The following is a 24690-nucleotide window of genomic DNA, read 5'->3' as shown; positions in this document are numbered from 1 at the left end:
GCCTGTTCCGACGATAACCATCAGCCCGCTGTGCGTTTTCCGTTTCGCCCATTTTTTGGCTGCTATTTATTTACAGGCCCAGGTTCATGCCCGAATACGTTAATTGGCTTCGTCACGCTTCGCCTTACATCAACGCCCACCGCGATTGCACCTTCGTCGTCATGCTGCCCGGCGACGGGGTGGAACACCCGAACTTCGGCAATATCGTCCACGACCTGGTGCTGCTGCACAGCCTCGGCGTGCGACTGGTGCTGGTTCACGGTTCCCGCCCGCAGATCGAAACCCGCCTGGCCGCGCGTGGCCTGACCCCGCATTACCACCACGGGATGCGCATCACCGATGCGGCGACCCTCGAGTGCGTGATCGATGCCGTCGGCCAGCTGCGCATTGCCATCGAAGCACGGCTGTCGATGGACATGGCTTCGTCGCCGATGCAGGGCTCGCGCCTGCGGGTCGCCAGCGGCAACCTGGTGACCGCACGGCCGATCGGTGTGCTCGAAGGCGTCGACTATCACCACACCGGCGAAGTGCGCCGGGTTGACCGCAAAGGTATCAATCGCCTGCTGGACGAGCGTTCCATCGTGTTGCTGTCGCCGTTGGGTTACTCGCCGACCGGTGAGATTTTCAACCTCGCGTGTGAAGACGTGGCAACCCGCGCGGCCATTGATCTGGGGGCCGATAAACTGCTGCTGTTCGGTGCCGACCTGGGTTTGATCGATGAAAACGGGCGTCTGGTGCGTGAACTGCGTCCCCAGCAAGTGCCGGCGCATTTGCAGCGTCTGGGCAATAACTATCAGGGCGAATTGCTGGACGCTGCGGCTGAAGCTTGCCGTGGCGGCGTGGCGCGCAGTCATATCGTCAGTTACGTCGAAGACGGCGCACTGTTGACCGAACTGTTCACCCGTGACGGTGGCGGTACGCTGGTGGCGCAGGAACAATTCGAAGTCGTGCGTGAAGCCGCGATTGAAGACGTTGGCGGTCTGCTGGACCTGATCAGCCCGCTGGAAGAGCAGGGGATTCTGGTACGTCGTTCGCGCGAAGTGCTGGAGCGCGAAATCGAGCAGTTCAGTGTGGTCGAGCGCGAAGGCATGATCATCGCGTGTGCGGCGCTGTATCAGATTGCCGATTCGGATGCGGGGGAGCTGGCGTGCCTGGCGGTGAACCCGGAGTACCGGCATGGTGGCCGTGGGGATGAGCTGTTGGAGCGGATCGAAACCCGCGCTCGGGCTCAGGGGTTGAAGACGCTGTTCGTCCTCACTACCCGGACCGCACACTGGTTCCGCGAGCGTGGCTTCGTGCCGAGCAGCGTCGAGCGCCTGCCGTCGGCGCGGGCGTCGCTGTACAACTATCAGCGTAATTCGAAAATCTTCGAAAAAGCCCTGTAACCGCAGGCTTTTGTGGCGAGGGAGCTTGCTCCCGCTGGGCTGCGCAGCAGCCCCAAAACAGGCAAACGCGTTATGTCTGACTTATCGCGTTGCCGGGTTTGGGTGTCCTTCGGCCCCCAGCGGGAGCAAGCTCCCTCGCCACTGGGTTTGTGTGTTACTCGGCGACGAATTTCGCGCTGACATACGGCGAGTAATCTGGCAGCACCGTCTCAACCTTCCCTTGTTCCTTCAAGAACTTCGCCGTCTCACCCATGGCCTTCGCCGTGCCGCCGTCCAGCAGCGCGGTGGTCTGCTGTGCCTTGGCATCCGGGAAAGCTGAACCGGCCAGCAGTTCTGGCACATCGGCGGTATTGGCACCGGTCAGTTTGGCGATTTTCTGCACCGGTACCGAATCAGCGGTCCAGCTGGTTTGGAGCACTCAAAGAAATAATACCGATACACAAACTGTAACAATTGATCTGGATAGTGCGCGCTTGGCCATCATGGCGTTGCTTTAAATGAGATTGAAAGCGGTTTTTTAAACCCAATTCATCTAAAAAAATAAAATTAAATACCTTTTGTGAATTAGCTTTGTAAGGGTTTTTTCAGCGAGCTCATTCCCAAAGGGTATGAAAAAGAAGCACAGACTTCTTTTTAGGTTTATGGCGACGTCATAAACCTGCATGGACCGAATTGACGGGGGTTAGACCATGGTCGTAGACACAGATAGTTACGATTGACTTGTAGGTCACGGTCTGGCGCTAATCGCCAATCCTAGGATCCCGAGCGTTTGAACTCAGGACCAGGACTACAAGAATTAGAAACGAGAGGAGCTTAACAATGAACAAGTCCACCTTGGCCTTGGCCGTGGCCGTAGGGGTTTTGGCGCAGCAGGCAGGCGCCGCCGGTTTCATCGAAGACAGCAAGGCTTCCGTCAGTTCTCGGACGATGTATTACAACGCGGATGCCCGTGAGGGCGCCTCTAATGCGGCTAATAATCAGCGCGAAACCGCTCAGGGCTTCAAGTTCGATTTCCTGTCCGGTTTCACCCAGGGCGTGGTGGGTTTTGGTATTGATGCCCAGGCGTTGGTGGGCATCCATCTGGATGGCGGCCGCGGTCATCACCCGGACAACAACAGCTTTTTCCCAAGCGACAGCGACGGCTCGGCATCCGACCCATGGAGCCGCGTAGCGGGTAACGTCAAAGCGCGATTCTCGAAAACCGAGGCCCACCTGGGTGGTGCGCTGCAACCCAACATGCCGATCCTGGTCGCGAACGACAGCCGTCTGCTTCCACAGACCTTTGAAGGGGGCACCATCACCTCGAAGGAAATCGACAACTTCACTTTCAACGTAGGCCAGCTTGAGCACGCTGAAGGTCGCGCGTCGTCGAACACAACGGGCCTGGCTGTCTCTACCATTGGCAATGCGAAGGAAAGCAACCAGTTCCGTTATGCCGGTGCTGACTGGAAGGTTACCAAGGACCTGACGCTGCAGTACTACCACGCGAACCTGGAAGACTATTACAAGCAAAACTTCTTCGGCCTCGTGCACGTCTTCCCGATCAGTGCCAACCAGTCTTTCAAGACCGATCTGCGCTACTTCGACAGCAGCTCCGACGGCAAGAATGGTGATGCGGGTTATCGCTTCAACAACAACGGTGGTTACGCCAAGACCCCGGGCGAGGTTGATAACACCACCTGGAGCGCCATGTTCACCTACACCCTGGGTGGCAATGCTTTCCTCGTCGGTCACCAGCGTGTCAGCGATGACGGTGGTTTCGTTTATCTGAACCAAGGCAACGTAGTCGACGGCAATGGCCGCAATGAAGGGGCTGGCGGCTCGAGCTTCTACCTGTTCACTGACGCAATGATCAACGGCTTCGTCCGTGCTGGCGAGAACACCACTTTCGGTCAGTACACTTATGACTTCGCCTCTCTGGGTGTTCCAGGCCTGAAGGCCTCGGCCGCCTATCTGCGTGGCGAGAACATCAAAGCGGCCAACGGCGTTGGTAAAGACCAGACCGAGTGGGAACGCGACCTGCGCTTGGATTATGTGATTCAAACGGGCGCACTGAAAGGATTTGGGACAACGCTGCGTCACGGTACTTACCGTGGTGACACGCCCAACATTAATGCCCAGGACCAGACCCGTCTGATCTTCAACTACACCTACAGCTTCATGTAACAAGCTTCGCGAAGAGAGCCTCGCCGGTCGGCGGGGCTTTTTTTTGCGTTTTTTTTAATATTCGAATTAGGCATTGATCAGTAATTTAATATTCTTTTTAGCTTTTAAGATAAATCCCTAAAGTGAATCCCGTCGGGGCCGATACTAGTGTCCCTTGGCGATCAAAATGCCGTCTTTTATTCCCGTACGGCATTAAAAAAGAATGAATTGAGTTTTTTCCGTTTACCATGCCGGCCCATTTTCCGCAGTCAGACCGTTGACTTAGAGCCTTCGGTTGAGTGGCGTGCGGATCGCGGACAGCGGCACACGCGCATTTCAGGATCCAGAGCATTCGACTCAGGACCGAAAAAATTAGAAACGAGAGGAGCGAAACAATGAACAAGTCCACTTTGGCCCTGGCTGTGGCCGTAGGGGTTTTGGCGCAGCAGGCAGGCGCCGCCGGTTTCATCGAAGACAGCAAGGCTACATTGGGGCTGCGTAACTTCTACATCAATACCGATAATCGTGACGGTCCTGGCGCGAACAAGAACGAAGAATGGGGCCAAGGCTTCGATCTGCGTTTCATCTCGGGCTACACCCAAGGTACTGTCGGCTTCGGTATCGATGCCATTGGTCTTCTGGGCGTACGTCTGGATTCGGGTGGCGGTACCAATGGCAATGCCGGTACCGCTTACGGCGGCACTGTGTTCCCGAGCGAGTCCAACGGCAAGGCGGTGGATAACTTCTCCAGCCTGGGCCTGACTGCCAAAGCCAAAATCTCCCAGACCGAACTGAAGCTGGGCACGCTGCAGCCGAAGAACCCGGTTATCGTCACCAACGATGGTCGTCTGCTGCCACAAACCTGGCAGGGCGGCCAGATCACTTCCGGCGAAATCAAGGACCTGACCCTGGTTGGCGGTCAGATTGAAGCTGCCAAGGGCCGTAACTCCAGCAACAACGAACAGCTGAGCATCTCCGGTGCGAATAATCGCGGTACTGGCTGGCGCGACAGCAACAAGTTCATTTATGCCGGTGGCGACTACAAAATCACCAAAGACCTGACCGCTCAGTACTACTACGGCAACCTGGAAGACTTCTACAAGCAACACTTCTTGGGCCTGGTTCACAACTGGTCAATCGGTCCAGGTGTGCTGAAGTCTGACTTCCGTTACTTCAACAGCTCTGATGACGGCAAAAACGGCACCGACTCGGCGTACTACAGCACCGGTAACTACACCGGCGTACGTAATGGTCGCGGTGAAGTGTCCAACAACCTGTACAGCGGCTTGTTCCTATACTCCGTTGCCGGCCACACCTTCGGTGGCGGTTACCAGGTCAGTAACGGCAGCAGCGACTTCCCTTGGCTGAACCAGGGTGACGGCTCGTCGAACTACACCATCACCGACATGCAAATTCAGAAGTTCAACCGTGCCGGCGAGAAAACCTGGCAAGCACGCTACTCCTATGACTTCGCCAGAGTGGGTGTACCTGGCCTGACCGCCGGTGCTGTTTACCTCAAAGGTGACGACATCGACCTCGTAGGCACCAATGGCCGCGAAAGCACTTCGGGTCGTTCCGAGTGGGAACGTGACTTCACCTTGGCCTACGTAGTGCCAGAAGGTCCGCTGAAAAACGTTGGCTTCATGTGGAAGAACGCTACCTGGCGCACCGACCTCCCGGGCGTTCGCTCCCAGGACGAAAACCGCCTGATCGTCAGCTACTCGATCCCGCTGTTGTAATAGCGCTCGCGTAACCGCTGAAAAAAAAGCCCCGCCCGGCATCACGCCGGGCGGGGCTTTTGCGTTTCCAGAGCGGGGTCACCCCCGTAATCCCGCCCCGATTTCCCTCTTTTGCAGCAACTCAAGGCCTTCTCGAACCTTGGAAACGATAGTCGTCGCGATGGATTGGCGGGTCCAGTGAACAGTTATTTAATATTCATTTTCGGTCTAATAATCGAGATATATATTCTTTTTGTATGATCCCCAACACGAGCTACAGTTGAGTTCTACATCACACTCATCAGGAGCCCACCATGAGCATCAGACTCGGCGACATCGCCCCCGATTTCGAGCAGGATTCCAGCGTCGGCACCATCCGTTTCCATGAATGGCTGGGCGATAGTTGGGGCGTGCTGTTCTCCCACCCGGCAGACTTCACCCCAGTGTGCACCACCGAGCTGGGCTTCACCGCCAAGCTCAAGGATGAATTCGCCAAGCGCGGGGTCAAGGCCATTGCGCTGTCCGTGGACCCGGTGGACTCGCACCACAAGTGGATCGAGGACATCAACGAAACCCAGAACACGACCGTCAACTTCCCGATCCTGGCCGACGCTGACCGCAAGGTGTCGGACCTGTACGACCTGATTCACCCGAACGCCAACGACACTTTGACCGTGCGTTCGCTGTTCGTGATCGACCCGAACAAAAAGGTTCGGCTGACCATCACCTACCCGGCCAGCACCGGCCGTAACTTCCATGAAATCCTGCGGGTGATCGACTCGCTGCAACTCACCGACAACTACAAGGTGGCCACCCCGGCCAACTGGAAGGACGGTGAAGAAGTGGTGATCGTGCCGTCGCTGCAGGACCCGGACGAAATCAAGAAACGCTTTCCCAAGGGCTATCGCGCGGTGAAGCCGTACCTGCGTCTGACGCCGCAACCGAACAAGTAAACCTTCAGCACATGGTTCAAGTTATCCGAACAACAGGGATTTCAGGCCGTTTCGACGGCCTTTTTTATGCCTGGAAAACGCGGCGCCGTATATCTCTGTATCGAATAACCAAATGAATAAATATGATTTAAAGATATATGAATCACCTGTTAAGGTCTCTTCATCGAAGCGAGATCGCACACGGCGAATCGCCAACACCGTTCAAGGAATCGTCTGAATGCTGGTCGTCTCACTGGGTGGCAGTCCGAGCCAACGCTCCCGTTCCGGGGTGCTGCTGGAGCGCTCCCAACGCTGGTTGCAGGAACAGGGTGTGGAGGTGGTGAGTTACCAGGTGCGGGACTTCCCGGCCGAAGACTTGCTGCACGCACGTTTCGACAGCCCGAAGGTGATCGACCTGCTGCAACAGATTGAAAACGCCGACGGCCTGCTGATCGCGACGCCGGTGTACAAGGCATCGTTCTCCGGCGCACTGAAAACCGTACTGGACCTGCTGCCCGAACGCGCCCTGGCCCACAAAGTGGTTTTGCCGATGGCTACCGGGGGCAGCATCGCCCACATGCTGGCGGTGGATTACGCACTCAAACCGGTGTTGTCGGCGTTGAAGGCCCAGGAAATGCTCCACGGGATTTTCGCTGCGGATAGCCAGATCGCTTACGGTGAAGGCAGCGCACAAGCGCAACTGGCGCCAGAGCTGGAAGAACGTTTGAACGAATCCCTGGAGCTGTTTTTCAGCGCCATGGCGCGACGGCCGAAGCCGCTCGATCCGAACCTGTTGAATGAACGTCTGTTGAGTGCTCGCTGGAGCATTTAAGCCTGCACTCAAGCCACACCTGAATTCTGAAGTACTCACCTTACTCAGCCGTCAACGGCCAAGCAGGTGCAGCCAAAACCCAACTGCAAAAAGGAGAGCGCTATGCGCACTGTCATTTTGCGTCGTGGTCTGGTCGCTCTGTTTGCTGCGGCTGTGTCCTTCGGCGCCATTACTCAAGCTCAAGCCGAGACCCTTCGGATCGGTTATCAGAAGTACGGCACGCTGGTGCTGCTCAAAGCCAAAGGCACGCTGGAAAAACGCCTCGCCGCCCAAGGCGTGGATGTGCAATGGACTGAATTTCCCGGCGGCCCGCAGCTGCTTGAGGGGCTGAATGTCGGCTCCATCGACTTCGGTGTCACCGGCGAAACGCCTCCGGTATTCGCTCAAGCGGCGGGTGCCGATCTGCTCTACGTCGCCTACGAACCGCCAGCGCCCCACAGCGAAGCGATCCTGGTGCCGAAAGACTCGCCAATCAAATCGGTGAAGGACCTCAAGGGCAAGAAAGTCGTCCTGAACAAAGGCTCCAACGTTCACTACCTGCTGGTTCGCGCGCTGGAAGACGCCGGCCTCAAATACACCGACATCCAGACCGTCTTCCTGCCCCCGGCCGATGCCCGAGCCGCGTTCGAACGTGGCAGCGTCGACGCCTGGGTGATCTGGGACCCATACCAGGCCGCCGCCGAACAACAGCTGCAAGCGCGCACCCTGCGCGATGGCCAAGGCATCGTCGACAACCATCAGTTCTACCTGGCGACCAAACCTTACGCACAGAAAAATCCTGAGGTCATCAAGACCCTCGTGGAAGAAGTGCGCGCCGTCGGCGAGTGGTCCAAGGCCAACCCGGAAGACGTGACCCAACAGGTTTCGCCACTGCTTGGCCTGCCGGCGGACATCACCCTGACCTCGGTGAAACGCCAGGGCTACGGCGCACTGTTCCTGACTCCTGAAGTGGTCGCCGCCCAACAGAAAATTGCCGACAGCTTCTACCAGCTCAAGCTGATTCCGAAGCCGCTGAGCATCAAAGACGTGATCTGGACGCCACCGGCGGCCGTCGCCAACGCGCAGTAATTCGATTCCCCAAGGAGACCACTCCATGAGCCTCAATATCTTCTGGTTCCTGCCTACCCACGGCGACGGCCATTACCTTGGCACCGCCGAGGGCGCTCGCGCCGTCGATCACGGTTACCTGCAACAAGTTGCGCAAGCGGCGGATCGCCTGGGCTTCGGCGGGGTGCTGATTCCCACCGGCCGCTCGTGCGAAGACTCGTGGCTGGTGGCGGCGTCGCTGATCCCGGTGACCCAGCGTCTGAAATTCCTTGTCGCGCTACGCCCCGGGATCATTTCCCCGACGGTGGCCGCGCGTCAGGCCGCGACACTGGATCGCCTGTCCGGCGGTCGTGCGTTGTTCAACCTGGTGACGGGCGGCGATCCGGAAGAACTGGCCGGCGACGGTTTGTTCCTGACGCACGAAGAACGCTATCAAGCCTCGGTGGAATTCACCCGCATCTGGCGTCGTGTGCTGGAAGGTGAAACCGTTGATTACGACGGTCAGCACATCAGCGTGAAGGGCGCCAAGTTGCTCTATCCGCCGATCCAGCAACCGCGTCCGCCGCTGTACTTCGGCGGCTCTTCGGAAGCGGCGCAGGACCTCGCGGCAGAGCAAGTGGAAATGGTCCTGACCTGGGGCGAGCCACCGGCCGCTGTTGCCGAGAAAATCGAACAGGTTCGCGCTAAAGCCGCGAAGCTTGGCCGCACGGTGCGCTTCGGGATTCGCCTGCATGTGATCGTTCGTGAAACCAATGCCGAAGCCTGGCAAGCGGCGGACCGACTGATCTCGCATCTGGACGACGACACGATCGCCCGTGCCCAGGCTTCACTGGCGCGCTTCGATTCCGTCGGCCAGCAACGCATGGCGGCATTGCATGGCGGCAGCCGCGACAACCTGGAAGTCAGCCCCAACCTGTGGGCGGGCGTCGGTCTGGTGCGTGGCGGTGCTGGCACCGCGTTGGTCGGCGACGGTCCGACCGTGGCCGCGCGCGTGAAGGAATACGCGGACCTGGGCATCGACACCTTCATTTTTTCCGGTTATCCGCACCTTGAAGAGTCCTACCGCGTCGCGGAATTGCTGTTCCCGCATCTCGATATCGAGCGCCCCGAGCTGCCGAAAAGCGCCGGTTACGTCAGTCCGTTCGGCGAGATGGTCGCCAACGACATTCTTCCCAAAGCCGCGCCCCGGAGCTGAGGCGCGCCATGAAGAAAATCATCCACAACCTTGCGCCCTGGGTGTTGCCGGTTTTGCTGTTGGCGGTGTGGCAGTTGTCAGTGTCGGCGGGCTGGTTGTCGACACGGATCCTGCCGGCGCCGATCGCGGTGATTGAGGCCGGCGTGAGCCTGGTACGCAGCGGAGAAATCTGGACGCACCTGGCGATCAGCGGCTGGCGTGCGGCGCTGGGCTTCACCCTTGGCGGCAGCATCGGACTGGCGCTGGGCTTCATCACCGGTCTGTCGAAGTGGGGCGAACGCCTGCTCGACAGTTCGGTGCAGATGATCCGCAACGTGCCACACCTGGCGCTGATTCCACTGGTGATCCTGTGGTTCGGCATCGATGAGTCGGCGAAGATTTTTCTGGTGGCGCTGGGCACGTTGTTCCCGATCTACCTCAACACCTATCACGGCATTCGCAACGTCGATCCGGCGCTGGTGGAGATGGCACGCAGCTATGGCTTGTCCGGTTTCAGCCTGTTCCGTCAGGTGATCCTGCCGGGTGCATTGCCTTCGATTCTGGTCGGCGTGCGTTTTGCGCTGGGCTTCATGTGGCTGACCTTGATCGTCGCTGAAACCATTTCCGCGAGTGCGGGCATCGGTTACCTGGCGATGAATGCCCGGGAGTTTTTGCAGACCGACGTGGTGGTGCTGGCGATCCTGATGTATGCGGTGCTCGGCAAACTCGCCGACCTCGCAGCCCGTGGACTTGAGCGCGTCTGGCTGCGCTGGCATCCGGCGTATCAGGTTGCCAAGGGAGGTGCAGCATGACCGCTCAACAACCTCCACGCCTGCTGCGCGGTATTCCGCTGGTGGTGCGCAAGCTGCAAAAAACCTTCGGCTCGCGGCAGGTACTGCGTGAGATCGATCTGCACATTCCGGCCGGCCAGTTCGTCGCCGTGGTGGGGCGCAGCGGTTGTGGCAAAAGTACCTTGCTGCGGTTGCTCGCCGGTCTCGACAAACCCACGGGTGGTGAATTGCGCGCCGGTTCCGCACCGCTGGGCGAGGCGAGGGAAGACACTCGGCTGATGTTCCAGGAAGCGCGTTTGCTGCCATGGAAAAAGGTCATCGACAACGTCGGCCTCGGGCTCAAGGGCCACTGGCGTCCGCAAGCCTTGGAAGCGCTGGAGTCAGTCGGCCTGGCAGATCGCGCCAATGACTGGCCCGCGGCGCTGTCCGGTGGCCAGAAGCAACGTGTGGCCCTGGCCCGCGCGCTGATCCATCAACCGCGGTTGCTGTTGCTCGACGAACCGCTGGGTGCACTGGATGCCCTGACCCGAATTGAAATGCAGCAGCTGATCGAGCGGCTCTGGCAGAAGCACGGTTTTACCGTGTTGCTGGTGACCCACGATGTCAGCGAAGCGGTGGCGATTGCCGATCGGGTGATCCTGATCGAAGAGGGCGAAGTCGGTCTCGACCTGCACGTGGAGCTGCCGCGGCCTCGGGTTCGGGGTTCGCATCGGCTGGCGGCGCTGGAAACCGAAGTCCTCAATCGCGTCCTCGCACTGCCCGGCGAACCGCCGGAACCTGAACCTGTTTCACCCTTGCCTACGCAATTGCGTTGGGCTCAATAACTCAAGCCTCATCCAACGACAGGAATCAACATCATGACTATCAAGGCCATCAACGTTCGTAACCAGTTCAAAGGCTCGATCAAGGAAATCGTCCTGGGTGACGTGCTGTCGGAAATCGACGTGCAGACCGCTTCCGGCATTGTCACTTCGGTGATCACCACCCGTTCGGTCAAGGAGCTGGAATTGGTGGTCGGGAGCGAAGTGATTGCATTTGTGAAATCCACCGAGGTGTCGATCGCCAAGTTGTGATCGTGTGCATTTCGAGCCACCCCGGAGGGTGTGAGCCCTTCGGGGTTTTTCATGGATGAGAATCAGCGAGTTCGGCGGTGCTGCCATCGCGAGCAGGCTCGCTCCCACAGGGATTGTTGTGGTCCACAAATGCTGTGTTCGCTGTGCGAGCCTGCTCGCGATGAGGCCGTCGCAGCCGCCATAGAGATCAGGCTGAAACGGCGCGCTTCGGCAGATACGGCGGTAAATACAACCCCAGATATGCATCAAACACCCGCATCCCTTCCTCGGCCATGCGCGGCGTAATCTGCCCATGCTGTTGCACCGAGCGTGCATACACCCGATCCCCCAATTCCATGGCCAGCGCAAACACATCAACGTCTGTCGGCAGCGTCGGCAGTTCGAAGTGATGATCGAACAGCTTGTGCATCAGGTCGCCCAATTCGATGTCGTGCTGACGGTCAGCCTGGGTGACTTCGGTCAGGCCATGCTGGGCGAGGATCAACTGGCGGGCGGCGGCGTCCTCGTCGTAGATCGCGAGCATCCGTTGTTCCACCAGCCGCGACAGGTCGCGCCAGCCGTCGAGGGCGCCGTGGTCGATGGGCGCTTGCAGGCAGGCGCGGAAAGCGGCGTGGACGTCGGCGGTCAGCGCTTCGAGCAGGGCCGGGACACTGGCGAAAAAGTGGTAGACGGAGGAGGGCGGGATCTCCGCGCGTTCGGCGACACTGTAGATCGACAGGCTGGCCACACCTTCGGCAGCCAGCAGCGTGCGGGCGGCATCGAGTATCGAATCGATCCGGGCCTGGCTGCGGGCGCGGGGTTTGCGAATGGTGGCGGTGCGCGTCATTGGAGTCCTCCTGCGGGGCAGCGGGCATTGTACGCAGAGCGGGCAGATGTTCCATATCCCCTGTGGCGAGGGAGCTTGCTCCCGTTGGAGGCCGAAGGACTCCCTGTAACAGCGATACGGTTCTGTCAGACACACCTCATTGACTGTTTTGGGGCCGCTTCGCAACCCAGCGGGAGCAAGCTCCCTCGCCACAGGTTTGATGTTGGCCATAAAAAAACGCCGCAGGCTTCAATAGCCGGCGGCGTTGTTTTTACTGCAACCGCTTAAACGGTATGCAGATACCAGTTGTACTCAAGGTCGGAGATGGAGTGTTCGAACTCCTCCAGCTCACTTTCCTTGCAGGCCACGAAGATATCGATGTACTTCGGATCGATGTACTTGGCCATGACTTCGCTGTCGTCCAGCTCGCGCAACGCATCGCGCAGGTTGTTCGGCAGGCTTTGCTCGTTCTGCTCGTAGGAGTTGCCTTCCACGGGTGCGCCCGGCTCGATCTTGTTGGTCAGGCCGTGGTGCACGCCTGCCAGGACCGAAGCCATCAACAGATACGGGTTGGCGTCGGCGCCGGCTACACGGTGCTCGATGCGCACGGCATCGGAAGAACCGGTCGGCACGCGGATCGCTACGGTGCGGTTGTCCAGGCCCCAGCACGGCGAGTTCGGCACGTAGAACTGTGCGCCGAAACGACGGTAGGAGTTGACGTTCGGGCAGAGGAAAGCCATCTGCGCCGGCAGGGTCTCGAGCACACCGCCGATCGCGTGACGCAGTGCGGCGTTCTGCTCGGGATCCTCGCTGGCAAAAATGTTTTTGCCATCTTTATCAAGAATCGAAATGTGTACATGCAGACCGTTGCCCGCCTGGCCCGGGTAAGGCTTGGCCATGAAGGTGGTGTCCATCTCATGGTCGTAGGCGATGTTCTTGATCAGTCGCTTGAGCAGGACCGCGTAGTCGCAGGCCTTGATCGGGTCGGCCACGTGGTGCAGGTTCACTTCGAACTGCGCCGGGGCACTTTCCTTGACGATCGCGTCGGCAGGGATGCCTTGCTCTTTCGCACCTTCCAGAATGTCCTGGAGGCAGTCGACGTATTCGTCGAGGTCGTCGATCAGGTACACCTGAGTCGAATGCGGGCGTTTGCCGGAAATGGGCGAACGTGGAGGTTGCGGACGACCGTTCACGTTTTCCTGGTCGATCAGGTAGAACTCAAGCTCAAAGGCGGCGCAGATGGTCAGGCCCATCTCGTCGAACTTGGTCACGACCTGACGCAGGACTTCGCGAGGATCGGCGAAGAAAGGGTCACCTTCGAGTTCGTGCATGGTCATCAACAGTTGCGCGGTCGGGCGCTTCTGCCAGGGCTCATTGCACAGGGTGTCAGGGATTGGATAGCAGATTCGGTCAGCATCGCCGATGTCCAGGCCCAGGCCGGTGCTTTCCACCGTCGAGCCATTGATATCCAGAGCAAATAGAGAGGCCGGCAGGTTGATGCCTTTCTCGTAAACCTTGTGGAGACTGGTGCGTTCAATGCGCTTGCCGCGCACCACACCATTCATATCCGCAATCAGAAGGTCAACGTACAGAACCTCAGGATGTTCCTTAAGGAACGCGTTCGCTTCGTTAAGCTGAACGGCACGCGGGGGTACCGACATGATGCAACACCTTTGTTGTTAAAAATATCAATCATTGATCTCTTCGGGTTTCAGTCAACCCGAACGGCATGCCGAAGTCAAGCGAGGCCTTTTTTGCCCTAAAAAAGCGCCCATGAGGCTTTTTTGAGGCACTTTGGGGCGTTTTTATGCCTTTGAGCGCTTTACCGGCCGCGGGCTTGAGCGGGCCGTGTTGTATTTTTTACGGGGGTGTTGTGTAAAAAAATGAACAAGGCTAAGCTCGATTCAAACCCATAACAGCAATAATACCGGGGTGCTTCATGTCTCGCCTGCCGTTAATCGGCGTCACCATCTGCTCCAGGCAGATCGGTCTGCATGCTTATCACATCAGTGGCGATCGTTACGTCCACGCCAGGGCCCGTGTTGCCCAAGGCGTGTCGTCGACTTCTCTTTCCCCGGCGAACCGGCTGGCTCCGTCCGATATTCTGGACGGTCAGCACGACATTCTCTTTACGAGTTGTCCTTCCAATATAGAACCGTTTTACCTTGGCAGCCCGTGCAACGTGTCGGCCGCTGCTCATGATTCTGCACGCCCTGATCTTCTCTTGCTCACCCTGCCATTACCCGAGTGGGTAGTTGTGCGCGGCAATTGCAATGGCAATCTGTACCAAGCGACGCCCACGCGTCAAACAACGCCTGACTTATAAGAGTCAGGAAACTCAGCCTAAGAGGCATTTATGAGTAACAACCTCGACCAGCTCACCGATTGGTTGAAAGACCACAAGATCACAGAAGTCGAATGCATGATCGCCGACTTGACCGGGATCACCCGGGGCAAGATTTCGCCGACCAACAAGTTCATTGCTGAAAAAGGCATGCGCCTGCCCGAGAGCGTTCTGTTGCAGACCGTGACCGGCGACTATGTCGAAGACGACATCTATTACGAACTGCTCGACCCGGCGGACATCGACATGATCTGCCGGCCCGATCAGAACGCGGTTTACCTGGTGCCTTGGTCCATCGAGCCGACCGCCCAGGTGATTCACGACACCTACGACAAGCAAGGCAACCCGATCGAGCTGTCGCCGCGCAACGTGCTCAAGAAAGTGTTGAAACTCTATGCCGACAAAGGCTGGCAGCCGATCGTGGCGCCCGAGATGGAGTTCTACCTGACCAAGCGCAGCGACGACCCGGACTATCCGTTGCAACCGCCGATTGGCCGTTCCGGTCGCCCGGAAATCGGTCGTCAGTCGTTCTCGATTGAAGCGGCAAACGAATTCGATCCGCTGTTCGAAGACGTCTACGACTGGTGCGAACTGCAGGAACTGGACCTCGACACGCTGATCCACGAGGACGGCACGGCGCAGATGGAAATCAACTTCCGTCACGGCGATGCCCTGTCCCTGGCCGACCAGATCCTGATCTTCAAGCGCACCATGCGCGAAGCGGCGCTGAAGCACGATGTGGCGGCCACGTTCATGGCCAAGCCCATGACCGGCGAACCGGGCAGCGCGATGCACTTGCACCAGAGCATCATCGACATCGAAACCGGCAAGAACGTCTTCTCCAATGAAGACGGGACCATGAGCCAACTGTTCCTGCACCACATCGGTGGCCTGCAGAAACTGATCCCCGAGCTGTTGCCGCTGTTCGCGCCCAACGTGAACTCGTTCCGCCGCTTCCTGCCGGACACCTCGGCACCGGTGAACGTGGAGTGGGGCGAAGAGAACCGCACCGTGGGCCTGCGGGTTCCGGATGCCGGGCCACAAAACCGTCGTGTGGAAAACCGCCTGCCGGGCGCCGACGCCAACCCGTACCTGGCGATTGCCGCGAGCCTGCTCTGCGGTTACATCGGCATGGTCGAAGGCCTGAACCCGAGTGCGCCGGTGGTAGGACGTGGCTATGAACGCCGCAACCTGCGCCTGCCACTGACCATCGAAGACGCGCTGGAACGCATGGAAAACAGCGCGACCATCGAGAAATACCTGGGCAAGAAATTCATCACTGGCTACGTCGCGGTCAAGCGGGCCGAGCATGAAAACTTCAAGCGCGTGATCAGTTCGTGGGAGCGGGAATTCCTGCTCTTCGCCGTCTGATGCGCCGGGCGCCGCTGCACTTGGCGGCGCCCTTCACTGGAATCTTAGGAGAATTCGCATGACCAGCAACAACCCGCAAACCCGTGAATGGCAAACTCTGAGCAACGATCACCACCTGGCCCCGTTCAGCGATTTCAAGCAGCTGAAAGAGAAAGGCCCGCGGATCATCACCAACGCCAAGGGCGTTTATCTGTGGGACAGTGAAGGCAACAAGATCCTCGACGGCATGGCCGGCCTGTGGTGCGTAGCGATCGGCTACGGTCGCGATGAACTGGCGGATGCCGCCAGCAAGCAAATGCGCGAGCTGCCTTACTACAACCTGTTCTTCCAGACCGCTCACCCGCCGGTGTTGGAGCTGGCCAAGGCCATCGCGGACATCGCACCTGAAGGCATGAACCACGTGTTCTTCACCGGTTCCGGTTCCGAAGGCAACGACACCATGCTGCGCATGGTTCGCCACTACTGGGCGATCAAGGGTCAGCCGAAGAAGAAAGTCATCATCAGCCGCAAGAACGGTTATCACGGTTCCACCGTGGCCGGCGCGAGCCTGGGTGGCATGACCTACATGCACGAACAGGGCGACTTGCCGATCCCGGGCATCGTCCACATCGCCCAGCCGTACTGGTTCGGTGAAGGCGGCGACATGACACCGGAAGAGTTCGGTGTGTGGGCGGCCAACCAGCTGGAAGAGAAGATTCTGGAAATCGGCGTGGACAACGTCGGTGCCTTTATTGCCGAGCCGATCCAGGGTGCCGGCGGCGTGATCATTCCGCCAGACACTTACTGGCCGCGCATCAAGGAAATCCTCGACAAGTACGACATCCTGTTCGTGGCGGACGAAGTGATCTGTGGTTTCGGCCGCACCGGTGAGTGGTTCGGTACCGATTTCTACGACCTCAAGCCCGACATGATGACTATCGCCAAAGGCCTGACATCCGGTTACATCCCGATGGGTGGCCTGATCGTGCGTGACGAAGTGGTGGCGGTGCTCAACGAAGGCGGGGACTTCAACCACGGCTTCACCTACTCCGGTCACCCGGTAGCGGCCGCGGTAGCACTGGAAAACATCCGCATCCTGCGCGAAGAAAAAATTATCGAGCACGTTCATGCCGAAACGGCACCCTATTTGCAAAAGCGTCTACGGGAACTGAACGATCACCCGTTGGTGGGGGAAGTGCGAGGGGTCGGTCTGTTGGGGGCCATCGAACTGGTTCAGGACAAGGCCACGCGCAAACGTTACGAAGGCAAGGGCGTCGGCATGATCTGCCGTACGTTCTGCTTCGACAACGGCCTGATCATGCGTGCCGTGGGGGACACCATGATCATTGCTCCGCCACTGGTGATTACCAAGGCTGAAATCGATGAACTGGTAACCAAGGCCCGCAAGTGCCTGGACCTGACCCTGAGTGCGTTGCAGGGCTAAGTGCTAGGCTCTGAGCGGGAGTCATGAAACTTTCGCTCAGAGCAGTTCCAAAGGGTGGCCTTTCCTTGAAAGACCGCCTCGGATCTTGCCAGACTAGCCGCGGTTCCAGTTGTCCGGTTTCGGCCGCTGAACAAAGTGGTTCAAAAAAGAAAAAATTTGGAGCATTACGCATGAAGGCATTAGGAAAAAAGCTTGCTGGCAAGACACTCCTCGCCATGTCCCTGATGGGCATAATGGCGGGTGCGGTTCAGGCGGACGACAAGGTGTTGCACGTCTATAACTGGTCCGACTACATCGCTCCGGACACCATCAAGAAGTTCGAAGCCGAGTCGGGCATCAAAGTCGTTTACGACGTATTCGACAGTAACGAAACCCTGGAAGCCAAGTTGCTGGCAGGCAAGTCCGGCTACGACATCGTCGTACCGTCGAACAACTTCCTGGCCAAGCAGATCAAGGCCGGCGTTTACCAGAAGCTGGACAAGTCCAAGCTGCCTAACTGGAAGAACCTGAACACTGACCTGCTCAAAGCGGTATCGGTGAGCGACCCGGGCAACGAGCACGCCTTCCCGTACATGTGGGGTTCGATCGGTATCGGCTTCAACGCCGAGAAGGTCAAGGCTGCGCTGGGTGCCGATGCGCCAACCAATTCCTGGGACCTGCTGTTCAAACCTGAAAACGCCGCGAAGTTGAAATCGTGCGGGATCAGTTTCCTCGATTCGCCAACCGAAATGATTCCGGTGGCGTTGCACTACCTGGGCTATCCAACCGACAGCCAGGACAAAAAACAACTGGCCGAAGCCGAAGCACTGTTCCTGAAGATTCGTCCTTCGGTGGGCTACTTCCACTCGTCCAAGTACATCTCTGACCTGGCCAACGGCAACATCTGCGTAGCCGTGGGTTATTCGGGTGACATCTACCAGGCCAAGTCCCGCGCGGCTGAAGCCGGTGACAAGGTGAAAGTCAGCTACAACATTCCGAAAGAAGGTGCCGGCAGTTTCTATGACATGGTCGCCATCCCTAAAGATGCCGAAAACGTCGAAGGCGCCTACAAGTTCATGACCTTCCTGCAGAAGCCGGAAGTCATGGCCGAAATCACCAACGCCGTGCGTTTCCCGAACGGTAACGCGGCCGCCACCCCATTGGTCGAAAAAGAAATCACCGATGATCCAGGCATCTACCCGCCAGCGGACGTGCTGGCCAAGCTGTACGCGATCGCCGACTTGCCGGCCGCGACCCAGCGGATCCTGACTCGCAGCTGGACCAAGATCAAATCGGGTAAATAAGCCGGTTTGAGGTAACAACCTGTTGTCGTCGCCTGCGCGGTGACGGCAGCAGGTGTAATTAAATGACAGAAAGTTTTGCTGGAACGGTTTTTCGAGGGTAAGTTGCGCGCCGGTTTTGTTGCTGGGCAGCTACGACTGTCATGTAACGCGGGGCAACTTGGGCCCAACTAATTTTAGAGGACCTCCACTTGCCTATTTCTTCTTTGCTGCGCAATGCCCTGCTGGTCGGCGTCGGGCTGACATTCGCTGTCAGCGCCCAGGCCGCCGGCACTGTGCATATTTATAACTGGTCGGATTACATCGGCGAGACCACCCTGGCCGATTTCCAGAAAGAGACCGGCATCAAGCCGGTGTATGACGTGTTCGACTCCAACGAAACCCTGGAAGGCAAGTTGCTCGCCGGGCGTACCGGTTATGACGTGGTCGTGCCGTCCAACCACTTCCTTGGCAAGCAGATCAAGGCCGGTGCGTTCCAGAAACTCGACAAGTCGAAGTTACCGAACTACTCGAACCTCGACCCTGTGTTGCTCAAGCGTCTGGAGCAGAACGATCCGGGCAACCTGTACGCCGTGCCGTACCTGTGGGGCACCAACGGCATCGGTTACAACGTCGACAAGATCAAGGCTGTACTGGGCGTCGACAAGATCGATTCCTGGGCGGCGGTATTCGAGCCGGAGAACATCAAGAAGCTGCACAGTTGCGGCGTGGCGTTCCTCGACTCCGCCGATGAAATGATGCCCACCGTCCTCAATTACATGGGCCTCAATGCCAACAGCACCAACCCCGAAGATTACAAGAAGGCGGAAGCCAAGTTGCTGGCCGTGCGGCCTTACGTGACCTACTTCCACTCCTCCAAATACATCGCGGACCTGGCCAACGGCGACATCTGTATCGCCATCGGTTTCTCCGGCGACATGTTCCAGGCCCGCAACCGCGCGGCGGAAGCGAAGAAAGGCGTGAACATCGCCTACTCGATTCCGAAGGAAGGCGGCGCGCTGTGGTTCGACATGCTGGCGATTCCAAAAGACTCGGCCAACGTCAAAGAGGCGCACGCGTTCATCAACTATTTGCTGAAACCTGAGGTGATCGCCCAGGTCAGTGATTACGTCGGCTACGCCAACCCTAACCCGGGGTCGGACACACTGATGGAACAGTCCATTCGCACCGACGAAGCGGTTTATCCACCGCAGGCAGTCCTCGACAAGACTTACGTGTCGATCGAGCTGCCACCAAACATTCAACGTTTGATGACCCGCAGCTGGACCAAGGTCAAGTCGGGCAAATAGCTTCAAGGCTCAAACTATCCAAGGTTGGCTCACCTTGAGCGAACTGCACTCTTTTTTTCTGGGAGTTTCGTAAATGGCAGTTGCCTCCGGCGCCTATAAGAAAGCCCTCGAGGGCGACCAGTCACCTAAACAGGTGCTGGTCAAAATCGACCGGGTCACGAAGAAGTTCGACGAGACGATTGCCGTGGACGACGTGTCCCTGGAAATCAAGAAAGGCGAGATTTTCGCCCTGCTCGGCGGTTCGGGATCGGGCAAATCTACGTTGCTGCGCATGCTCGCAGGTTTCGAGCGGCCCACGGAGGGGCGCATTTTCCTCGATGGCGTAGACATCACCGACATGCCGCCGTACGAGCGGCCGATCAACATGATGTTCCAGTCCTACGCCTTGTTCCCGCACATGACCGTGGCGCAGAACATCGCCTTCGGCCTCAAGCAGGACAAGCTGCCGGCGGCTGAAGTCGATGCTCGCGTGGCGGACATGCTCAAGCTGGTTCAGATGACGCAGTACGCCAAGCGCAAACCGCATCAGTTGTCCGGTGGCCAGCGTCAGCGTGTGGCCCTGGCGCGTTCGCTGGCCAAGCGACCGAAGTTGCTGCTGCTCGACGAACCGATGGGTGCGCTGGACAAGAAACTGCGCTCGCAAATGCAGCTGGAACTGGTCGAGATCATCGAGCGCGTCGGCGTAACCTGCGTCATGGTGACCCACGACCAGGAAGAGGCCATGACCATGGCCGAGCGCATCGCGATCATGCACCTGGGCTGGATCGCCCAGATCGGCAGCCCGATCGACATCTACGAAACCCCGACCAGCCGTCTGGTCTGCGAGTTCATCGGCAACGTCAACATCTTTGACGGTGAAGTGATCGATGACGCCGAAGGTCACGCCATCATCACCTGCAAGGACCTGGACCGGCAGATTTACGTGGGGCACGGCATCAGCACCTCGGTGCAGGACAAGTCGGTGACCTACGCGATCCGTCCGGAGAAACTGCTGGTGACCCCGACCATGCCGACCTGCGAATACAACTGGTCCAGCGGCAAGGTGCATGACATCGCCTACCTTGGCGGGCATTCGGTGTTCTACGTCGAACTGCCGAGCGGCAAGATCGTCCAGTCGTTTGTCGCCAACGCCGAGCGCCGCGGTCAGCGCCCGACCTGGGGTGACCAGGTTTACGTGTATTGGGAAGACGACAGCGGCGTGGTACTTCGCTCATGAACATGCGCAAATTCAAACGCCGCCTCAATCGAATAATTCCCGGTGGCCGTCAGCTGGTCATCGGGGTTCCGTTCATCTGGCTGTTCCTGTTCTTCATGCTGCCGTTCTTCATTGTCCTGAAGATCAGCTTTGCAGAAGCCGACGTGGCCATTCCGCCGTACACCGAGATCTACAACTTCGTTGACCAGAAGCTGCAGGTGCTACTCAACCTCGGCAACTACGCGATGCTGGCCGGCGACGAGTTGTACATCGCTGCCTACCTCGGTTCGTTGAAGATGGCGCTGATCAGCACCATCCTCTGCCTGCTGATCGGTTATCCGATGGCCTACGCCATTGCCAGTGCCCGTAAAGAGATGCAAACGGTGCTGGTGCTGCTGATCATGATGCCGACCTGGACCGCGATCCTGATCCGCGTTTATGCGTGGATGGGCATCCTCAGCAACAACGGCCTGCTCAACGGTTTCCTGATGACCATGGGCTGGATCGACGAGCCGCTGCAGATTCTCAACACCAACCTGGCCGTGTATATCGGCGTGGTTTATTCGTACCTGCCGTTCATGATCCTGCCGCTCTACGCCAACCTGGTGAAGCACGACAGCAGTCTGCTGGAAGCGGCGTCCGACCTCGGTTCAAGTACGTTCAACAGCTTCTGGAAGATCACCATTCCGCTGTCCAAGAACGGCATCGTCGCCGGTTGCATGCTGGTGTTCATTCCGGTGGTGGGTGAGTTCGTGATCCCGGAACTGCTCGGCGGTCCGGAAACCCTGATGATCGGTAAAGTGCTGTGGCAAGAATTCTTCAACAACCGTGACTGGCCGGTGGCCTCTGCCCTGGCGGTGGTGATGCTGGCGATCCTGATTGTGCCAATCATCCTGTTCAACCGTAGCCAGGCCAAAGAAATGGAGGGCAAGGAATGAAGCGCTTCCGTTTCTCGAGTTTCATGCTGATCGCCGGTTTGCTGTTCATCTATGCGCCGATGCTGATCCTGGTGATCTACTCGTTCAACGCCTCGAAACTGGTGACGGTGTGGGGCGGCTGGTCGATCAAGTGGTATGTCGGCCTGATGGACAACACCCAACTGATGGGCTCGGTGGTGCGCTCGCTGGAAATCGCCTGCTACACGGCGATTGCGGCGGTGGCGCTGGGTACATTGGCGGCGTTCGTCCTGACCCGGATCACCCACTTCAAGGGCCGCACGCTGTTCGGCGGCCTGGTCACCGCGCCGTTGGTGATGCCGGAAGTGATCACCGGTCTGTCGCTGTTGCTGCTGTTCGTGGCCATGGCGCAGATGATCGGTTGGCCACAGGAACGCGGCATCGTCACCATCTGGATCGCCCACACGACGTTCTGTGCGGCGTATGTGGCGGTGGTGGTGTCGGCGCGCTTGCGTGAGCTGGACCTGTCCATCGAAGAGGCGGCCATGGACCTTGGCGCGCGGCCGTGGAAGGTGTTCTTTCTGATTACCATCCCGATGATCGCGCCTTCGTTGGGTGCGGGCGGCATGATGTCGTTTGCGCTGTCGCTGGATGACCTGGTGCTGGCGAGCTTCGTGTCGGGGCCGGGGTCGACGACCTTGCCGATGGAAGTGTTCTCGGCGGTGCGTCTGGGTGTGAAGCCTGAAATCAACGCCGTGGCCAGCCTGATTCTGCTGGCGGTGTCGCTGATGACCTTCCTGGTCTGGTTCTTCAGCCGTCGCGCCGAAGAAGCCCGCAAGCGTGCGATTCAGCAGGCCATCGAAGAAAGCGCCGCCGACTCCTGGAAGCAACCGGACGTGCGTCGCGCACAACAGGCGCCGGAAGCGGCTTAACAGCAAAAGATCGCAGCCTGCGGCAGCTCCTACATTCCCATGTAGAAGCTGCCGCACGCTGCGATCTTTTGATTTTTTAGTTCAGGAAACCCAAGGCGACTTGCGGATGATCTCGACGAAGTTCATCGGCTTGAAGCCCGGTTCGCTGTCCACCAGCACGTCCGCATTCACCGTACCGAACGTGGTATCCGGCTTGTGTTTGAAGCCGTTGGCGAACGCACAAAGAATGCACTCCTTGAACCCTTCACCCCGCGGATGCGCGTGCACCACCGCTTCGCGCTGCACGGTGGGGAACGCCGCATAGTCGATACCCAGCACGTCCATTTCAACACCCGCGGTTACCAGCGCCACGTTTGGACGCAGATGTTGTGGCACGCCCGGTGTGGTGTGCAGGGCGATCGACAACCACACTTGCTCGAGGTCGTCATCGCTCAGTCCGTAAGGTTGGAGGAACGCTTTGGCGGCGTTGGCGCTATCGACTTCGAAGCGTTCGTCGTCCGTGCGATGGCCTTCCACCAGACCCAGGTCATGGAACATGGCGCCGACGTACAACAGCTCGGGGTTGTAGGCCAGTTGCTTGCGTTCACCGCTGAGCGCGCCGAACAGAAACACCCGGCGCGAGTGGTGGTAAAGCAGGTCGGATTCGACGTCGCGAATGTATTCCGTGGTGGCTCGGGCCAACGCGCTGTCAGGGATTTTGATACCGGCGATGGTGTTGCTCATGGTGGTGTCCTCGTGGCGAACGCCGTGGCGGCGCTGATGGGACAAGTCTGTTCCGGCCACCAAGACCGGACAATCGATCCATGGCTGCGATCCTTGCCAATGAGCATGCATATCGCGCCAGCCTCGCTTGTTGGGCGTGGATTGGCTACGGTGAGTCGCAGCGAGGAAGCTATTTGTGGCGAGGGAGCTTGTTCCCGCCGGGCCGCGAAGCGACCCCAATAACTGCAACCGAATTCCGTCAGGCACACCGCATCCGATGGTTTTGCGACGGCTGCGCAGTCGAGCGGGAGCAAGCTCCCTCGCCACAGGCATACGTGATCCTTAGAGGCGTTTTGAACCATGAGTAAAACCGTTGCCATCGTGGTCTTCGCTGGCGTCCAGTCCCTGGACGTCACCGGTCCCATGGATGTGTTTTCCGAGGCCAATCGTTTCCTGGCGCCGGAGGATCACTATCGGCTGGAGGTGATTGGCGTCGAGCGCGGGATGATGCCGTGTTCCAACGGTTTGTCGCTCAACGCCCATCGGCATTTCAGCGAGGCGCTGGAGGCGTACGACTTGTTGCTGGTGGCCGGAGGACCGCAGTTGCCCTTCATGGATTTCGGCGCAGCCTTCGATGCCTGGCTGCGGGATGCCAGCGCACTGGCGCAACGTTTCGGCTCGATCTGCAACGGCGCGTTCATGCTCGCCCGCGCCGGGTTGCTCGAGGGGCGAACGGTGACGACTCATTGGGGCGATGCCGCGGCGCTCGCTGCGTTGTGTCCTTCGACTCAGGTCGAGGCTGATCGCCTGTACGTGCAGGACGGTGAGCTGTACACCTCGGCCGGCGTCACCGCGGGAATCGATCTGTCGTTGTACCTGCTGGCCCGGGATCACGGGCCGGAAGTTGCACTGAATGTGGCCAAACGGCTGGTGGTGTTCACCCAGCGTTCGGGCGGACAGTCACAGTTCAGCCCATTCCTGACACCCCACGCCGAACCGACGTCGGCGGTGGCGATGGTTCAGCATTACGTACTGGCCAACCTGACCGGCGATCTGACCATTGCCGACCTGGCCAACGCGGCCAACATGAGCGCGCGCAACTTTTCCCGGGTGTTTGCCAAAGAGGCGAAAGTCACCCCGGCGGAATTTGTCGAACGGGCGAGGGTGGATGCCGCGCGGGTGATGCTGGAAAGCACATCGGCGCCGCTGAAGACCGTGGCCTACCAGTGCGGATTTCGTGATGCCCAGCACATGCGCAGCGTGTTCAATCGCCGGTTGGGCGTGACACCGCAGCAGTTCAGGTTGAATTTTTCGGCAATGGTTTGAGGCATGAATATGCGTCGCTCTTGCCGGCCT

The 24690-nt window shown here is 58.8% G+C and carries 22 protein-coding genes and 1 pseudogene; 19 read left to right on the top strand and 4 right to left on the bottom strand.

What is annotated here, in order from left to right:
• Positions 1–86: 86 nt before the first annotated feature.
• Positions 87–1385, top strand: a complete 1299-nt coding sequence (gene argA / locus ACM6IQ_RS01165) for an amino-acid N-acetyltransferase (protein ID WP_017341369.1) — start codon at positions 87–89, stop codon at positions 1383–1385.
• A 154-nt stretch (positions 1386–1539) separates the two neighbouring features.
• Here argA and tauA read toward each other — a convergent pair.
• Positions 1540–1791: pseudogene (tauA, locus tag ACM6IQ_RS01160) on the bottom strand (taurine ABC transporter substrate-binding protein); the annotation flags it as partial.
• A gap of 413 nt (positions 1792–2204) precedes the next feature.
• On the opposite strand from tauA, the gene ACM6IQ_RS01155 reads away from it, so the two are divergent.
• From ACM6IQ_RS01155 to ACM6IQ_RS01115, 9 genes are all read left to right on the top strand, one after another.
• A complete protein-coding gene (locus ACM6IQ_RS01155; RefSeq protein WP_414877918.1) occupies positions 2205–3551 on the top strand; it encodes an OprD family porin in 1347 nt (448 codons plus the stop codon).
• 374 nt (positions 3552–3925) lie between these two features.
• Positions 3926–5269: an OprD family porin gene (locus ACM6IQ_RS01150; RefSeq protein WP_414877917.1), complete on the top strand. Its 1344-nt coding sequence runs from the start codon at positions 3926–3928 to the stop codon at positions 5267–5269.
• 293 nt (positions 5270–5562) lie between these two features.
• Positions 5563–6201 (top strand): peroxiredoxin, encoded by a 639-nt coding sequence (locus tag ACM6IQ_RS01145; protein ID WP_017341365.1) that lies wholly within the window; start codon positions 5563–5565, stop codon positions 6199–6201.
• Between the two features lie 217 nt (positions 6202–6418).
• Positions 6419–7012: an NADPH-dependent FMN reductase gene (ssuE, locus tag ACM6IQ_RS01140; RefSeq protein WP_017341364.1), complete on the top strand. Its 594-nt coding sequence runs from the start codon at positions 6419–6421 to the stop codon at positions 7010–7012.
• Between the two features lie 102 nt (positions 7013–7114).
• Positions 7115–8080 (top strand): sulfonate ABC transporter substrate-binding protein, encoded by a 966-nt coding sequence (locus ACM6IQ_RS01135; protein ID WP_017341363.1) that lies wholly within the window; start codon positions 7115–7117, stop codon positions 8078–8080.
• 25 nt (positions 8081–8105) lie between these two features.
• Entirely contained in the window at positions 8106–9254 is a 1149-nt protein-coding gene (gene ssuD, locus ACM6IQ_RS01130; RefSeq protein WP_017341362.1) for an FMNH2-dependent alkanesulfonate monooxygenase, read from the top strand.
• An 8-nt stretch (positions 9255–9262) separates the two neighbouring features.
• Positions 9263–10045 carry an aliphatic sulfonate ABC transporter permease SsuC gene (gene ssuC / locus ACM6IQ_RS01125; protein ID WP_414877916.1) on the top strand — a complete coding sequence of 261 codons (783 nt, stop codon included), beginning with the start codon at positions 9263–9265 and terminating at the stop codon, positions 10043–10045.
• Entirely contained in the window at positions 10042–10848 is an 807-nt protein-coding gene (gene ssuB, locus ACM6IQ_RS01120; RefSeq protein WP_414877915.1) for an aliphatic sulfonates ABC transporter ATP-binding protein, read from the top strand. Before ssuC ends, ssuB begins: the two co-directional genes overlap by 4 nt.
• A gap of 33 nt (positions 10849–10881) precedes the next feature.
• Positions 10882–11097: a TOBE domain-containing protein gene (locus ACM6IQ_RS01115; protein WP_003229256.1), complete on the top strand. Its 216-nt coding sequence runs from the start codon at positions 10882–10884 to the stop codon at positions 11095–11097.
• A 187-nt stretch (positions 11098–11284) separates the two neighbouring features.
• On the opposite strand, the gene ACM6IQ_RS01110 is transcribed toward ACM6IQ_RS01115, so the two are convergent.
• Positions 11285–11923: a TetR/AcrR family transcriptional regulator gene (locus ACM6IQ_RS01110; protein WP_017341359.1), complete on the bottom strand. Its 639-nt coding sequence runs from the start codon at positions 11921–11923 to the stop codon at positions 11285–11287.
• Positions 11924–12186: 263 nt separating this feature from the next.
• On the bottom strand, positions 12187–13563 hold the full coding sequence (locus ACM6IQ_RS01105) for a glutamine synthetase family protein (protein WP_017341358.1): 1377 nt from the start codon (positions 13561–13563) through the stop codon (positions 12187–12189).
• A 278-nt stretch (positions 13564–13841) separates the two neighbouring features.
• Here ACM6IQ_RS01105 and ACM6IQ_RS01100 point away from each other — a divergent pair, with 278 nt between their 5' ends.
• The 8 genes from ACM6IQ_RS01100 (at position 13842) to ACM6IQ_RS01065 (ending at position 22632) form a co-directional block, all read left to right on the top strand.
• Positions 13842–14228, top strand: coding sequence for a glutamine amidotransferase (locus tag ACM6IQ_RS01100; RefSeq protein WP_414877914.1), 387 nt, complete (start codon positions 13842–13844; stop codon positions 14226–14228).
• Positions 14229–14258: 30 nt separating this feature from the next.
• Positions 14259–15617: a glutamine synthetase family protein gene (locus tag ACM6IQ_RS01095; RefSeq protein ID WP_017341357.1), complete on the top strand. Its 1359-nt coding sequence runs from the start codon at positions 14259–14261 to the stop codon at positions 15615–15617.
• Between the two features lie 58 nt (positions 15618–15675).
• Positions 15676–17040 (top strand): aspartate aminotransferase family protein, encoded by a 1365-nt coding sequence (locus tag ACM6IQ_RS01090; protein WP_414877913.1) that lies wholly within the window; start codon positions 15676–15678, stop codon positions 17038–17040.
• Between the two features lie 170 nt (positions 17041–17210).
• Positions 17211–18323: a polyamine ABC transporter substrate-binding protein gene (locus ACM6IQ_RS01085; protein WP_017341355.1), complete on the top strand. Its 1113-nt coding sequence runs from the start codon at positions 17211–17213 to the stop codon at positions 18321–18323.
• Between the two features lie 188 nt (positions 18324–18511).
• The gene (locus tag ACM6IQ_RS01080; RefSeq protein ID WP_414877912.1) at positions 18512–19609 is read left to right on the top strand and encodes a polyamine ABC transporter substrate-binding protein; all 1098 of its coding nucleotides are present in this window, start codon (positions 18512–18514) and stop codon (positions 19607–19609) included.
• A gap of 73 nt (positions 19610–19682) precedes the next feature.
• A complete protein-coding gene (locus ACM6IQ_RS01075) occupies positions 19683–20825 on the top strand; it encodes an ABC transporter ATP-binding protein (protein ID WP_017341353.1) in 1143 nt (380 codons plus the stop codon).
• A complete protein-coding gene (locus tag ACM6IQ_RS01070) occupies positions 20822–21742 on the top strand; it encodes an ABC transporter permease subunit (RefSeq protein ID WP_150638051.1) in 921 nt (306 codons plus the stop codon). The genes ACM6IQ_RS01075 and ACM6IQ_RS01070 overlap by 4 nt, the downstream gene beginning before the upstream one ends.
• Positions 21739–22632: an ABC transporter permease subunit gene (locus ACM6IQ_RS01065; RefSeq protein ID WP_052909675.1), complete on the top strand. Its 894-nt coding sequence runs from the start codon at positions 21739–21741 to the stop codon at positions 22630–22632. Before ACM6IQ_RS01070 ends, ACM6IQ_RS01065 begins: the two co-directional genes overlap by 4 nt.
• An 81-nt stretch (positions 22633–22713) precedes the next feature.
• On the opposite strand, the gene ACM6IQ_RS01060 is transcribed toward ACM6IQ_RS01065, so the two are convergent.
• Positions 22714–23355, bottom strand: a complete 642-nt coding sequence (locus tag ACM6IQ_RS01060; RefSeq protein WP_414877911.1) for an HD domain-containing protein — start codon at positions 23353–23355, stop codon at positions 22714–22716.
• 339 nt (positions 23356–23694) lie between these two features.
• Between ACM6IQ_RS01060 and ACM6IQ_RS01055 the strand changes: the two genes are divergently transcribed.
• Positions 23695–24660: a GlxA family transcriptional regulator gene (locus ACM6IQ_RS01055; protein ID WP_017341349.1), complete on the top strand. Its 966-nt coding sequence runs from the start codon at positions 23695–23697 to the stop codon at positions 24658–24660.
• The last annotated feature ends 30 nt before the right edge of the window (positions 24661–24690 follow it).

This window comes from Pseudomonas sp. IT-P100 (assembly GCF_949767185.1).
GTDB classification, from domain to species: Bacteria; Pseudomonadota; Gammaproteobacteria; order Pseudomonadales; family Pseudomonadaceae; genus Aquipseudomonas; species Aquipseudomonas fluorescens_B.
Note: the sequence above shows the minus strand (reverse complement) of the source record. Positions and strands in the feature narration are given on the sequence as shown.